Genomic DNA, 14,201 nt, shown 5'->3' with positions numbered 1-14,201 from the left:
AAAAATAGGTTGATTTAATGGCAACTCTCTAAGGATTTCAGGCTTTTTACTGAATAATTGAGTTTTAAATGTTTCACTTCCTTCCTCAATCTTTCAATATTTCTTGCTTCGAATCAGATTATTTTTCTTTGAATATCTCTTAGAGGTACTCCGTTTAGTTTAATTTCAGAATATCTAATAAATACGATTTATAGTCATTTAACATAAATAAATATCTGTAATTAGTGAAAATATTGATATTTTGTAGGTTCAACCACCAAAATATTCTTTATGGAAGAATTAAATATTCTTAGTCTCCTAATTATTTTATTCAGTGCATGGTTAGGAGGCTCTGCCGCAAAAAAATTAGGATATCCCGCAATTCTGGGAGAGCTGATTATAGGAATTTTACTTGGTCCCGCCCTATTGGGAATAATGGAAACTTCTGAAATGATTAACGTCCTGGCCGAAGTCGGTATCATCCTGCTTATGGTTTATATAGGGATGGAAATTAATTTTAGGGACCTTGGAAAAGCTTCCTGGCCCGGGCTTTTAGCCGCTATTGGTGGTTTTATCGTGCCTTTTGCACTTGGTTATTATTCCATAATTTATTTTGGAGGGACGCAAATGGCAGCAATTTTTGTGGCAATTGCGGTTGCCGTCACCTCGCTCGCAACTAAAAGTAGAATACTCGTAGATTTAAAACTTCTCAATACCCGAATTGCTTACGTTCTTATGGCCGGTGCCCTTATTTCTGATACGCTCGCTCTGGTGATTTTCGCAGGAATTGTAAGTTATGTAGACGCCGGGAGTATTGATACTCTTGGCTTGGTTTGGGTTGCGGGCAAAGCAATCTTATTCTTTGTTTTTACCGCACTTGCAGGAATTTATTTATTACCGCTATTAGGTAAATTTTTAATGAAGTCTAACTATACCAGTAGAACGCTACATTTTACCATAATTCTAATTATTGTACTGGGTTTTTCTGAATTAGCAGAAGTAGCTGGATTACATAGTATTCTTGGAGCTTTTATGGCCGGTTTGTTTATTCGTGACGGTGTTTTTAACAGGCAAATTTCAAAAGATATTAACCATATATTTCACGATATTTCTATAGGTTTTCTGGCGCCTATCTTTTTTGTTTCAGCAGGATTTAATGTCACCCTTGAGGTCTTTCAAACAGATTTACTTATGCTTATAGTTGTAACAGTGGTTGCTATGGTAGGTAAAATCCTTGGTACTGCACTTTTTTACCTTCCCAGCGGTTATGGTTGGCGAGAAGGTATTGCCGTAGGGACCGGAATGAATGGGCGTGGCGCCGTAGAAATTATAATTGCAGGAATTGGCTTACAAATGGGCATTATTACAAGCGAAATTTTCTCTATACTCGTTTTTATGGCCATTTTCACCACCCTTACAGTCCCACTTTTCTTAACCTGGACTACAACCTGGCTAAGAAATAGAAACGAATTAGTACATCAGGAATCAAGATCAGGTTACATAATTTTAGGTGCCAATCCGCTTGGTTTGTATATGGCGAAACAACTTCAGCAAAAAGATGATGATGTGATTATTATAGATGCCAACCGCGAAATGGTTGCCGAAGCTAAAAAACAGGGCTTTAATAGTATGTACGGTAACATTTTAAAAGAAGAAACCCTGGAAGATGCCAAAGCCATAGAAAAAGGCACTTTTATAGGACTTACCGGCAATAGCGAAATAAACTTCCTGGCCGCACAACTGGCAGACGATGCATTTTATATCCCAAATAAAATTGTATTGGTTTCCCCAAGTGAAAGCGGCACCGATGTAGATATGCTTGATAAAATTAATGCTACATCCCTTTTTGCCAATAAAACTGAATTAAAACCCTGGGCAGCAAAAATTAGCAATGGTAATTTTGAAGAGAAAACATACACGGTAGAAGAAGAAATTTCTACTCGTGAGTGGGTAAAACAGCATAAAGACGATAAAAACTCTATTCTTCCATTTTTTATTGTTAATACCGAAGGAATTAAAAGACCTTTCCATTATAACGATACTATAGATGAAGGAGAAAAAATAATTTACCTGGAATAGCATAAATTTTAACCTCTTAAATTTTTGAAACATGCCTGCTAATAGAAATTTAGCAGCGCATGTTTTTTGCTTTTAGTAATTTGCAGAACCTAAACTGAATATTATGAAATTATACCCTATAGAATCTGGTAATTTTAAATTAGATGGTGGTGCTATGTTTGGTGTAGTCCCAAAAAGCCTGTGGAGCAGAACAAATCCTGCTGATTCTAATAATATGATAGATATGGCAGCCCGTTGCCTGCTTATAGAAGACGGGGATAAATTAAGTCTTATAGACACCGGAATGGGCGATAAACAAAGCGATAAATTCTTTGGTTTTTATTATCCCTGGGGTGATCATTCTTTAGATAAGTCGCTTAAAAAGTACGGATTGCACCGTGATGATATTACCGATGTTTTCCTAACACACCTTCATTTTGACCACGTTGGAGGCGCCATAAAATGGAATAAAGACAAAACCGGGTATGAACCGGCTTTTAAAAATGCGAAATTCTGGAGTAATAAAGATCACTGGAAATGGGCAACAGAACCTAATGCCAGGGAAAAAGCTTCGTTTCTTCCTGAAAATATCCTCCCTATGGAAGAAAGCGGTCAGCTACATTTTTTAGATCGAACTGAGAACAAAAATTTCATACAATCTCAGGAATTTGATTTTGGCGTGCTGTTTGTTGATGGACATACCGATAAACAAATGATTCCGCATATTCAGTATAAAGATAAAACCCTTGTTTTCATGGCAGATTTATTGCCCACAGCCGGACATATTCCTTTACCATACGTTATGGGATTTGATACCCGGCCGTTACTAACTTTAACCGAAAAAGAGACAATTTTAAAACAAGCGGCAAATAAAGGTTATTATTTGTTCCTGGAGCACGATGCTCACAACGAAATTATCACTTTAAAAAACACCGAAAAAGGAGTTAGGTTAGACAAAACCTTTACTTTTAATGAACTTTTTAATTAAGTTGAATTCTGTATAAAATCAAATTAATTTTTCAGATAAATTAAATTCAATAGAATAAATGAAAATACCCTTTTTAAAACCAGCATTAATAATGGGAAGCGCCCTTATTTTAGCTTCCTGCGGAAGCGGCTCCCCAAAAATTGTTTCTACCCCAATTGCGAATATAGATTCTATTCCGCTTAAAATTACAGATCTTACTGATACTCAACTCCAGGGTTGGGGCGGGGCCGATCTTGTAAATGATACTATTCCGGGAATGAGCGTTGATAAAGCTTATTCAGAAATTATTAAAAATAACAAAGGACAAAAAACTATCGTTGCCGTTATAGACAGCGGCGTTGATATTGAGCACGAAGATCTTGATGGTGTAATCTGGACCAATACCGATGAAATTCCCGGTAATGGAAAAGACGACGATAATAATGGCTATATAGATGATATGCACGGCTGGAACTTTCTTGGTGATGCTGTAAAAGAAAATATGGAATACACCCGTATTTATAAGCGTTTAAAGCCAAAATATGAAGGTAAATCGGCTAGTTCTATAAGTACAGCAGATCGTGCCGAGTATATATACTACCAGGAAGCTAAAGAAGAATACGAGAAAGAATACGCTGAAACGGTACAGAGCAAAAACCAGTACGAGCAAATTAAAAAGCAATTGGTAGCAGCCCACCAGGCTGTTTCTTCGCAACTTGGTAAAGAAGATTATACTAAAAAAGAGCTTAATGAAATGGAAGCTACCGGGCAATTGGCACAGTATAAAGCCATGTTGCAGCAAATTCAAAATAATGTAAACGAAAATATTCCTGAAGCCTTAGATGAATTGGATGAAGGTATTGACTATTATGCCGGTCGTTTAGATACTCATTTTAACTTAGAATTAGATGGCCGCGCGCCGGTAGGTGACGATCCATATGATATTACCGATACAAACTATGGGAACGCCAATGTTATGGGACCTTCACAAGATAAAGAAGATCTTAAGCACGGCACCCACGTTGCGGGAATTATCGCTGCAGAAAGAAATAATAATATGGGTATTAACGGTGTAGCCAATAATGCTGAAATTATGGTTTTACGTGCCGTACCAGATGGTGATGAATACGATAAGGATATTGCCCTGGCAATTCGTTATGCCGTAGATAATGGCGCAAAAGTGATTAATACTAGTTTTGGAAAGTATTTTTCACCTAATCCAGAGTGGGTTACAGAAGCCATTCAATATGCTGCAGAAAACGATGTTTTAATAGTAAATGCCGGAGGAAATGAAGGTCTTAATTTAGACGAAAACACCGTTTATCCCAACGATCAAACCCCTGAAGCACCCCAGGAAATTTCCGATAATTTCTTAACGGTTGGTGCTCTTAATTTTGACTACGGTTCTCAACTGGTAGCCGATTTTTCTAACTACGGAAAAACAAATATTGATGTTTTTGCTCCGGGAACTAAGATCTGGTCTACAACGCCAAATAATGAATACGAATATTTACAGGGTACCTCTATGGCTTCACCAGCCGTGGCCGGGGTAGCTGCAATTATTCGTTCATTTTATCCAAAATTAAGCGCTGCGCAGGTTAAACAAATTATTATGGACAGTGGTTTAACCACTAATGCCAATGTAATTGTAGGTGGCGATAGAAGCAATACTAAGGATTTTAAAGAATTATCTACATCAGGTAAAATGGTAAATCTTTATAATGCCCTTATTTTAGCTTCACAAACAAAATAGAATTCAAGTAAACTACCTCTGTGCAAGCCAGAGGCATAAATAGGAAAAAATATTTTAATTTCGAGGCAAGCCTCGGAGCATTTAAATCTCGATTATCGAGTAATATTTTGATCATAAAAACCACAATTAAATGAAGAAATTATTATTAAGTCTGGCCTTTGTTGCAACCTCCCTGGCCAGCGCCCAAAACAACACCAGCTACTGGCAACAGCACGTAGATTATAAAATGGAGGTTAACATGAATGTTGAAAACTTTCAATATACCGGTACACAGGAATTGGAATACACCAATAACTCACCTGATACTTTAGATCGCGTTTTTTATCATTTATATTTCAATGCTTTTCAACCCGGAAGTGAAATGGATGTGCGCTCTACAAGCATACAAGATCCAGATAGAAGGGTAGGAGACCGTATTTCTAAATTAACCGAAGATCAACAGGGTTATTTAAGAGTTTCCAGCCTTAACCAGGATGGAAATGAGCTTTCCTATGAAGAAGTTGGAACTATTTTGGAAGTAGAACTGGACGAACCTATTTTACCGGGAGAAAAAGCTACTTTTAATATGGAATTTAAAGGCCAGGTGCCCGAGCAAATTCGCCGTTCCGGTAGAAATAGCTTAGAAGGTGTAGCGCTTTCTATGAGCCAGTGGTTTCCAAAAATGGCAGAATATGATTTTGAAGGCTGGCACGCAGCGCCTTACATTGGCCGTGAATTTCACGGAGTTTGGGGCGATTTTGACGTAAAACTTACGATTGATAAAGACTATACTGTAGCTGCTTCAGGATATCTTCAAAATCCAGATGAAATTGGTCACGGCTATTCAGATGAAGAAATAGAAGCAAAAGGTGACACGCATACCTGGCATTTTGTAGCACCAAAAGTGCACGATTTTACCTGGGCCGCAGATCCTGATTATATTCACGATAAAAGAACTGCTGAAGACGGAACTGTACTTCATTTTTTCTATAAAGACAATGATGAAATAAAGGAAAACTGGAAAAATCTTCAGGAGAAAACCGAAGATTTACTAATATTTTTCAATGAAAATATAGGCCCTTATCCGTGGGATCAATATACCGTAGCACAAGGTGGCGATGGGGGAATGGAATATGCCATGTTAACCTTAATTACAGGAGAACGTAACTTTGGAAGTCTGGTAGGTGTAACTGCTCACGAACTTGCACACGCCTGGTTTCAACATTTAATGGCTACAAATGAAAGCAAACACGAGTGGATGGACGAAGGTTTTACCAGCTATATTTCCAGCCGCGGAATGAACCAGGTTATGGAAACTTATGCTGAAAACCCACATACCGGTTCTTACCGCAGCTATATGGGATTAGCAAATTCCGGGATGGAGCAACCACAAACCACCCAGGCAGATCGTTATGCACTAAACGCCGCTTATGGAGCATCAGCTTATTCTAAAGGCGCTGTATTTTTAGCGCAATTAGGTTATGTTATTGGAGAGGATAACCTTGATAAAACCCTAAAACGTTACTATGACGAATGGAAATTTAAACATCCAACGCCAAACGATTTTATAAGAATTGCCGAGAAAGTTTCAGGAGCAGAGTTAGACTGGTATTTAAACGACTGGACGCGTACTACTAATACTATAGATTATGGAATTAAAGAAGTTACCGAAACAGATGAGAATTCGACTAAAGTAACTTTAGAAAGAAAAAAATTAATGCCTATGCCTATAGATCTTACCGTTCGTTATACCAATGGCGAAGAGGAAATGATCTATATCCCGTTGCAAATAATGCGTTGGGAAAAATATGCAGAACACGAAAACTGGACCGTAGCAAAAGATTGGGCCTGGGCCTATCCAACTTACGAATTGAACATAGATAAACCACTTAGTGAGATTGAAAGTATAGAAATAGACGAATCTCAACGAATGGCCGATGTAAACAGAGATAATAACCTTTATACTGCCGAAGAAACTTCAGAAGAAGAAGAACAGGAGTAGTTTTTCGAAATATTTAAATTAATATTTAGACCTCACAGGTATAAAACTGTGAGGTCTTTTTTTATATCAGTTTTCCAATCGTCCTTCTGTCCCGAGGCTTCGGGATTATTTCAGAATCTAAGCCTGTTAGAACTCCGAACAAATTTCGGAGCAGGCTCTGAAACAAGTTCAGGTTGACGTAGAAAATAACTATAACTAAATAGGCTCTGAATTCTATTTATTTCCGCTTAAATTCTTCATTTCATCATAGAGAACTTAAAACTATCCTTACTTTTGAATTATGGATGAAAGTTTTGGAAAAGACGAAAAATTAAAGAGCATAAAGCTCATAGATATATTATTTCAGGAAGGGAAATCGGTTAAAAAATATCCTTTAAAACTCATCTATCTTCCCATTACCAATCCTGAAATTAAACATTTTAAAACCGGGGTTTCAGTACCTAAAAAGCTGGTAAAAACTGCTGTTGGCCGCAACCGTATTAAACGTTTGATGCGGGAAGCTTTCAGAAAAAATAAGTATCTTGTAACCAGCAACTTCACACAACCTTATGCTTTGATGTTTATTTATATTTCCAGGGACGAAATTAGTCTGGAAGACCTAAATAAAGCAATGATAAAAGTAATGGAGAAGTTTAATGAATCGGAAAATAAAATAAGCTGAATTTCTATAAATCGGCTTAAATCACCTCAGGAAATTTAATCTCGATTATCGAGTAAAAAATATTGAAAAATGAAAAAGAAACTCGCCAAAAAAATTGCGGTAGTTACGATGGGTGCTACATTAATTTTCAGCAGTTTTGGTTTTAAATCTGATTTCTTTGAGATCGCCAAACAGATTGAAATTTTTACCACGCTTTTTAAGGAAATCAACATGAATTATGTTGAAGAAACCAATCCCGCTGCTTTAATGGATACCGCGATTAAAGCGATGCTGGCAGATTTGGATCCTTATACCAATTACTGGAACGAGCAGGATGTAGAAGCCGCAAGAATCAATAATTCTGGTGAATACAGCGGTATTGGAGCCACAGTACAGGTAATAGAAGATGCTTTATTGATTATGGAACCTTACAGAGGTTATCCCGCCGATGAAGCCGGTTTAAAAGCCGGGGACGAAATTATTGAAATTGAGGGAATAAAAGTAGCCGATTATACCGATGATGTTGGAGAATTACTCAATGGCTCTCCAGATTCGCAAATTAATATCAAATATCGTAGACAGGGAGAAATAAAGTCAACCGAGCTTACCCGGAGTGCCATTAACTTAAAAGCAGTGCCTTTTTATGAACTTTTGGACGAAAAAACCGGGTATATAGTACTTTCCCGCTTTAACGCCAAAGCTTCTTCAGAAACAATAAGGGCTTTAAAAGAACTAAAAAACCAGGGTGCAGAAGAAATTATCCTGGATCTTAGAGGAAATCCCGGAGGCTTATTAACTGAAGCTATAAACGTGAGTAATATTTTCCTACCAAAAGGTGAATTGATCACCACCACCAAATCGGTTATAGAAAAATATAACAAAGCTTACCAAACCCAAAAAGAACCTATAGATACGCAAATTCCGTTGGTGGTTTTAGTGAACGGACGTAGTGCTTCCGCTAGCGAAATTGTTGCTGGCGCTATTCAGGATCTGGATAGAGGAGTGGTTGTAGGTGCCAGAAGTTTTGGAAAAGGCCTGGTGCAGCGCCCTAAAGAACTCGCTTACGGTACCCAGCTTAAAATTACTATTTCCCGTTATTATACGCCTAGCGGAAGGTGTATACAGGCTTTAAATTATGCTGAAAGAGATGAAGAGGGGAAAGCGATAAAAAGAGCTGTAGAAGATTATAACGAGTTTAAAACCCGTAATGGACGCAGCGTTTTTGATGGCGGCGGAATTTCTCCCGATGTTAAACTGGAAACCTCAGAATACAGTAATATTACCAATGCACTGCTAGCACAGAATGCCATTTTTAATTTTGCTACCGAATATTATTATAAAAATGACTTGAAAGATCCTGAATCATTCGAGTTCACCGATGCAGATTTCAACAATTTTAAATCCTTCTTGAAAACCTCTAATTTCGACTATAAAACCGCTACAGAACAGGAACTTGAAGAACTACTTGCCATTGCTTCCAAAGAAGGTTATGAACAGGATATTTTAGGTCATTATAAAAGTATTTCTACTGAAATTGAAGCTCAGAAGAAGAAAGAATTAGACGAGAAGAAACACGAAATAGTAAGTATTTTAACCGATGAGATTATAAAGCGCTATTTCTATAAAGAAGGCTTGTATGAGTATTATGTAGATCACAATCCTGAGATCCTGGAAGCTAAATCTATTTTAAACAATAACCAGCGTTATTCAGAAATTTTGCAATAATTATTTTACCATCGCGATATGTGGAATTCCATCTTCAAGATAGCCTTCGCCTATTTGTATAAAACCATGGCTTTCGTAGAAATCGGTTAAATATTGTTGCGCAGAAAGTTTGATATTATCGGTTTTAAAACGCTCTTTAATAGCTTCTACAGAAGCTTTTAGAATAAGATGCCCATAAGCATTTCTACGTTCCGATTCTTTAACCAGAACCCGGCCGATAGCGGCTTCTTCAAAATAAAATCCTTTATCAAAACAGCGAGTATAGGCAATTACTTTTCCATTCTTAACTCCTAAAATGTGTAATGCATTTTGATCTTTACCATCTATATCCTGGTAAACACAGTCCTGTTCTACTACAAAAACTTCAGACCGAATTTGTAATATCTGGTAAAGCTCTTCAAGACTAAGTTCGTTGAAATTTTTAATAAGAATCTCCATATGTTTCTAATGAATATTTTATTCAGAAATAATAAAAGAAAAGACTGTTTAAACAGTTTTAAACAGTCTTTTCTATACATATAATAATATATCTATTTTTCAACCGGAATCTTATCCACTCGTTTTTGATGTCTTCCACCTTCAAAAGAAGTTTCCAAAAAGATTTGAACCATATCTACTGCCTGGTGTTCTGAAACAAAACGAGCGGGAATACTCAAGATATTAGCATTATTATGTTCTCTGGCCAGTTTAGTGATCTCACCCGTCCAGCACAAAGCAGAACGCACACCCTGGTGTTTATTAGCAGTCATATTTGCACCATTACCACTACCACAAATAATAATTCCAAAATCTACCTTATTGGTTTCAACATCATCGGCTACGGGATGTACAAAATCTGGATAATCTACACTATCATCACTGTTAGTACCATAGTTAATAACTTCTATACCCTTGTTTTTCAGGTAATCAACAACTCTTTTCTTGTATCCGGTACCGGCGTGATCGTTTCCTATTGCAATTTTCATAATTAAGTTTTTAGCTGTCACAAAGGTAAAAAAACCACTTAGTAACAAGGTTATTTTCAATTGTTAATTACTTTTTAAATATCCTTTAGTATCAAGGGTTTAGTATTGACATAGCATTGTGGATAAGCATTGATGAGAAACTGAGAAACTTATTTGCGGTATTCAAATTAAATTTCAATAGCAAAATATCTACGAGTAAATCAAATTATAAGTCTGTTATTTTTAGCAAAGTTATCAGCATATAAAAACAGGTTGTGAACACTAAATTCATTTCAATTTATCCCGATTAGATATTAAGATTTGGTTATCAACTTTTGTTAAGTAAATATTAAAATAGTAAGATTTCCAGTCTTTTAGAACTTTAGAAGTATGTTAATAAGTTGTTATCAAAATAAGCTAACTTAAAAACCAAATAAACCTCAAAAAAATTATTCTACAAGTTAACAGACTATAATAATCATTAGTTTTAATTTTTATAAAAAGAAGAAAAAAGAATAATAATATATAATGTTGATAACATTGAATGCTATCTGTAAAAATTGAAATTTGAGTTTGGAATTTTAAAGTTTAACCTTATAAAATATAAGCCTCTGGAAATGAGTTAAATTGGGAATTATAACTTTTAAAATAAAAAAGCTTAAAAAAATAAAAATCAGTTATTTAAATGTATTTTGTATAGGATATAGTTTCTACTGAAAAACTTATTTTTTCATCCGTATAGAGCTTGGCAGATTTAATATCTACCTGGCTTTTTTTATTTAAGGTGAGGTTTATAGAAGCTATAAAACCTATTAATCCAAGTAGGAAGATTAAAACGAAAAGGAGCGATATTTTATGGGCTTTTTTCATAGCAACTTGATTACCAAATGTTGCAAATATATCGAATATGTATTGCAGCAACTTTAAATTAAAATTAAGAAAAAATTAAGATTTGAGATATGTAATTTATTTGAAGTATCAAAAAACGGGGGATTTTACCCAGTACGAAATTTATGTTAAGGAAATGTAAAAATATTTTGTAATAGAATAATTTTCAGAGCGCTTAACAAAACTTTAATCGCAAATAGATGTCATGTAATGCAGAAGCCGTAATATTATACTTTAAATATTGAAATGAGTAAAAAGAATAAAAATAAATCCCAACACCAGGGTGACCTTGCCAAAAGTATAATAGATATCCTTAGAAAGGAACCTGGAAAAACCTTTAATCATAAGCAAATTGCCGCTAAACTTGGAGTGAATGATGCTACAAGTAGAAATAATATTATTAAAAAATTAGCCCAGTTAACTGCAAAAAAACAGATTGAAGAAGAGGAACGTGGAAAGTTTAAAATAAGTAAGAAAAGTAACGATTATTACAACGCCGTGATAGATATGACCACAAAGGGTTATGCCTATGCCCTGGTAGATGAGTTAGAAGATGATGTTTTTATCTCTCCCAAAGATCTTAATACGGCTTTTAACGGTGATGAAGTAGAAATATATATTTATAACAGAAAGCGAAATAAAAAATCTGAAGGAGAAGTAACCCAAATTTTAAAGCGTAAAAGAACCGAATTTGTTGGTGTGCTTGATATGCAAAAAGATTTTGGTTTTGTTGTTATTGGCGATCCAAAAATGTATACAGATGTTTTTGTGCAGAAAAACAAAGTGGGCGATGCTAAAAACGGCGATAAAGTAGTTGTGGAAATTGAAGAATGGCCAGAGAAAGCCGACTCTCCTTTTGGTAAAATTATTCAGGTTTTAGGTACTCCCGGTGAACATCATACCGAGATACATTCAATCCTGGCACAATACGGTTTGCCTCACGAATTTCCGAAAGAAATAGAAGATTTTGCCGATGAAATTGATACTTCAATTCAACCCGAAGAAATTAAAAAACGTCGCGATATGCGCGATGTTTTGACGTTTACCATAGATCCTGCAGATGCAAAAGATTTTGATGATGCCCTGAGTTTTAAAAAACTGGATAATGGAAATGTGGAAATAGGAATTCATATTGCCGATGTTTCGCATTACGTACAACCGGGAACCATTTTGGACGACGAAGCTTACGAACGTGCAACATCGGTGTATTTAGTAGATCGCGTGGTACCAATGCTGCCTGAAGTACTTTCAAACAACGCCTGTTCTTTAAGGCCAAACGAAGAAAAATATACTTTTTCGGCAGTTTTTGAAATCGATAAGAGTACAAAAGTGGTGAATGAGTGGTTCGGGAGAACCGTAACATATTCTGATGCACGGTTTGCTTACGAAGAAGCTCAACAGATCATAGAAACGGAAAAAGGAGAAATTTCTGAAGATATTTCTATCCAGGATAAAGCTTATACGGTGAAAGATGAAATTGTTGATGCTGTTTTAACTATGAATTCAATGGCTAAAAAGATGCGTTCCGCAAGAATGCGTCAGGGTGCAATTTCTTTTGATAAAGTGGAAGTTAAATTTCAATTAGACGAAGAAAATGAACCTGTAGGTGTTTATTTTAAAACAGCCAAAGATGCCAATAAACTTATTGAAGAATTTATGCTTTTAGCCAACCGAAAAGTGGCTGAATTCATTGGAAAACGAGAACAAAAGAAAACCTTTATTTATCGTTGTCACGACGAACCCGACGAAGAAAAACTTGTTTCTTTAAATAGCCTGGTTTCCAGGTTTGGTCACGGATTAAACCTTAAAAACAGGAAAACTGTTTCTTCTTCATTAAATCAATTGCTACAGGATGTTCAGGGTAAAAAGGAGCAAAACTTAGTAGATACACTGGCCATTAGAACAATGAGTAAAGCCTATTATGGCACCGAGAATATTGGTCATTATGGTTTAGCTTTCGATTATTACTCGCATTTTACTTCGCCAATTAGAAGATATCCAGATGTGATGGTGCATCGTTTATTGCAGCGTTATTTAGATGGGCAACCTTCAGCAAAAGAAGAAGAATATGATGAAAAATGTCATCACAGTAGTGAAATGGAGAACCTTTCTTCTAATGCCGAAAGGGATTCTATTAAATATATGCAGGTGAAATTTATGATAGATCATCAGGATAAAGAATTTGTGGGTGTAATTTCTGGAGTAACCGACTTCGGGATATTTGTGGAAATTATAGAAAATAAATGCGAAGGAATGATTCGTCTTCGCGATATAAAAGGCGATCATTATGATTTTGATGCCGATAATTACGCTATTGTAGGTAGAAAAACCAAAAAGTCTTACCAATTGGGAGATGAAGTAATAGTAAAAGTGAAAAATGCCGATTTAGTAAAAAGACACTTAGATTTTACACTTATCGGAAAAAATGAAGAGTAAATAAATTTCAGAAAAAATAGAACCTTATCCTGTCCCAAAGTTTCGGATTATTTTAGGATCTAAGTTGATGAACATCTTAGAATTTAAAAATAAATTCAGGATAAAGGAAAAGACCTTCGGGCAGACTTAACTATAAAATTTTTTAAAGATGAAAAAATATCTTTTTATACTGTTTTTAATGAGTGTTGGTATGCTAAGCGCCCAGGAACTCACCCAGGATTTAGAAGATTTTAATGAAATTAAAGTCTATAATGGTTTGGATGTGATTTTAAAAGAAGCAAACCAGAATAAAGCCACCATAACCGGTGAAAACCGCACCGATGTAAAATTCAAAATTGATAATGGCGTTTTAAAAGTGCGAATGAGTATTGATGAAATATTAGATAATGATAATACTCAGATCACAATTCAGTTTAAAAAACTTGATAAAATTGATGCCCGCCAAAATGCTTCCATAAAAGTTGATTCTAAATTAAAACAGGATCTTCTTCATTTAAATGCTTCAGAAGGGGCCGATATTTTTGCTGATGTAAAGCTTAATAAACTATATGTTGATTCAAATACTGGAGGTGAAATTGAGGTTGAAGGTAAAACCGAAGATCAGGAAATAGCTATTAATACCGGTGGAAAATTCTTCGCAAAAAATTTAAAGTCTGTAAATACCAAAATTAGTATCAAAGCCGGTGGTGTTGCAGATATTACTGCCAGCGGAAATGTAGAAGCAAAGGTAAGGGCGGGAGGTACCGTAAACGTATATGGTAATCCTAAAACTTTAGATCAAAATACCCTGTTTGGCGGCAAAATAATTAGAAAAAACTAAAAAGTCTACA

10 protein-coding genes are annotated in these 14,201 nt (G+C 35.6%); 8 read left to right on the top strand and 2 right to left on the bottom strand.

The genetic code is table 11. The features are described 5' to 3' along the window. Nucleotides 1–270 precede the first annotated feature (270 nt). The 6 genes from B4F31_RS15945 to B4F31_RS15920 all read left to right on the top strand — a co-directional run bounded on the left by B4F31_RS15945 (nucleotide 271) and on the right by B4F31_RS15920 (nucleotide 9,103). Nucleotides 271–2,058: a cation:proton antiporter gene (locus B4F31_RS15945; protein ID WP_075325383.1), complete on the top strand. Its 1,788-nt coding sequence runs from the start codon at nucleotides 271–273 to the stop codon at nucleotides 2,056–2,058. Nucleotides 2,059–2,161: 103 nt separating this feature from the next. Continuing rightward, a complete protein-coding gene (locus tag B4F31_RS15940) occupies nucleotides 2,162–3,025 on the top strand; it encodes an MBL fold metallo-hydrolase (protein ID WP_286761735.1) in 864 nt (287 codons plus the stop codon). 58 nt (nucleotides 3,026–3,083) lie between these two features. After that, nucleotides 3,084–4,757, top strand: coding sequence for a S8 family peptidase (locus tag B4F31_RS15935; protein ID WP_075325381.1), 1,674 nt, complete (start codon nucleotides 3,084–3,086; stop codon nucleotides 4,755–4,757). Between the two features lie 130 nt (nucleotides 4,758–4,887). Then, nucleotides 4,888–6,738 (top strand): M1 family metallopeptidase, encoded by a 1,851-nt coding sequence (locus tag B4F31_RS15930; protein WP_286761734.1) that lies wholly within the window; start codon nucleotides 4,888–4,890, stop codon nucleotides 6,736–6,738. 280 nt (nucleotides 6,739–7,018) lie between these two features. Next, a complete protein-coding gene (rnpA, locus tag B4F31_RS15925) occupies nucleotides 7,019–7,399 on the top strand; it encodes a ribonuclease P protein component (RefSeq protein WP_093304728.1) in 381 nt (126 codons plus the stop codon). A 69-nt stretch (nucleotides 7,400–7,468) separates the two neighbouring features. Beyond that, nucleotides 7,469–9,103 carry a S41 family peptidase gene (locus B4F31_RS15920; protein WP_286761733.1) on the top strand — a complete coding sequence of 545 codons (1,635 nt, stop codon included), beginning with the start codon at nucleotides 7,469–7,471 and terminating at the stop codon, nucleotides 9,101–9,103. On the opposite strand, the gene B4F31_RS15915 is transcribed toward B4F31_RS15920, so the two are convergent. Continuing rightward, entirely contained in the window at nucleotides 9,104–9,541 is a 438-nt protein-coding gene (locus B4F31_RS15915) for a GNAT family N-acetyltransferase (protein ID WP_075325377.1), read from the bottom strand. Nucleotides 9,542–9,633: 92 nt separating this feature from the next. Beyond that, a complete protein-coding gene (gene rpiB, locus B4F31_RS15910) occupies nucleotides 9,634–10,068 on the bottom strand; it encodes a ribose 5-phosphate isomerase B (protein WP_075325376.1) in 435 nt (144 codons plus the stop codon). A gap of 1,113 nt (nucleotides 10,069–11,181) precedes the next feature. Here rpiB and rnr point away from each other — a divergent pair. Continuing rightward, the gene (gene rnr / locus B4F31_RS15905) at nucleotides 11,182–13,371 is read left to right on the top strand and encodes a ribonuclease R (RefSeq protein WP_075325374.1); all 2,190 of its coding nucleotides are present in this window, start codon (nucleotides 11,182–11,184) and stop codon (nucleotides 13,369–13,371) included. A 148-nt stretch (nucleotides 13,372–13,519) separates the two neighbouring features. Next, the gene (locus B4F31_RS15900) at nucleotides 13,520–14,191 is read left to right on the top strand and encodes a head GIN domain-containing protein (RefSeq protein ID WP_075325373.1); all 672 of its coding nucleotides are present in this window, start codon (nucleotides 13,520–13,522) and stop codon (nucleotides 14,189–14,191) included. The last annotated feature ends 10 nt before the right edge of the window (nucleotides 14,192–14,201 follow it).

This window comes from Salegentibacter sp. UBA1130, from assembly GCF_002311535.1.
In the GTDB taxonomy this organism is placed as follows: Bacteria; Bacteroidota; Bacteroidia; order Flavobacteriales; family Flavobacteriaceae; genus Salegentibacter; species Salegentibacter agarivorans.
This window is presented reverse-complemented; position numbering and strand designations above follow the sequence as displayed.

Coding starts and splice junctions, on each gene's coding strand:
- B4F31_RS15945 (WP_075325383.1), top strand. CDS start 271: ATGGAAGAATTAAATATTCTTAGTCTCCTAATTATTTTATTCAGTGCA.
- B4F31_RS15930 (WP_286761734.1), top strand. CDS start 4,888: ATGAAGAAATTATTATTAAGTCTGGCCTTTGTTGCAACCTCCCTGGCC.
- B4F31_RS15920 (WP_286761733.1), top strand. CDS start 7,469: ATGAAAAAGAAACTCGCCAAAAAAATTGCGGTAGTTACGATGGGTGCT.
- B4F31_RS15935 (WP_075325381.1), top strand. CDS start 3,084: ATGAAAATACCCTTTTTAAAACCAGCATTAATAATGGGAAGCGCCCTT.
- rpiB (WP_075325376.1), bottom strand. CDS start 10,068: ATGAAAATTGCAATAGGAAACGATCACGCCGGTACCGGATACAAGAAA.
- B4F31_RS15900 (WP_075325373.1), top strand. CDS start 13,520: ATGAAAAAATATCTTTTTATACTGTTTTTAATGAGTGTTGGTATGCTA.
- rnpA (WP_093304728.1), top strand. CDS start 7,019: ATGGATGAAAGTTTTGGAAAAGACGAAAAATTAAAGAGCATAAAGCTC.
- B4F31_RS15940 (WP_286761735.1), top strand. CDS start 2,162: ATGAAATTATACCCTATAGAATCTGGTAATTTTAAATTAGATGGTGGT.
- rnr (WP_075325374.1), top strand. CDS start 11,182: ATGAGTAAAAAGAATAAAAATAAATCCCAACACCAGGGTGACCTTGCC.
- B4F31_RS15915 (WP_075325377.1), bottom strand. CDS start 9,541: ATGGAGATTCTTATTAAAAATTTCAACGAACTTAGTCTTGAAGAGCTT.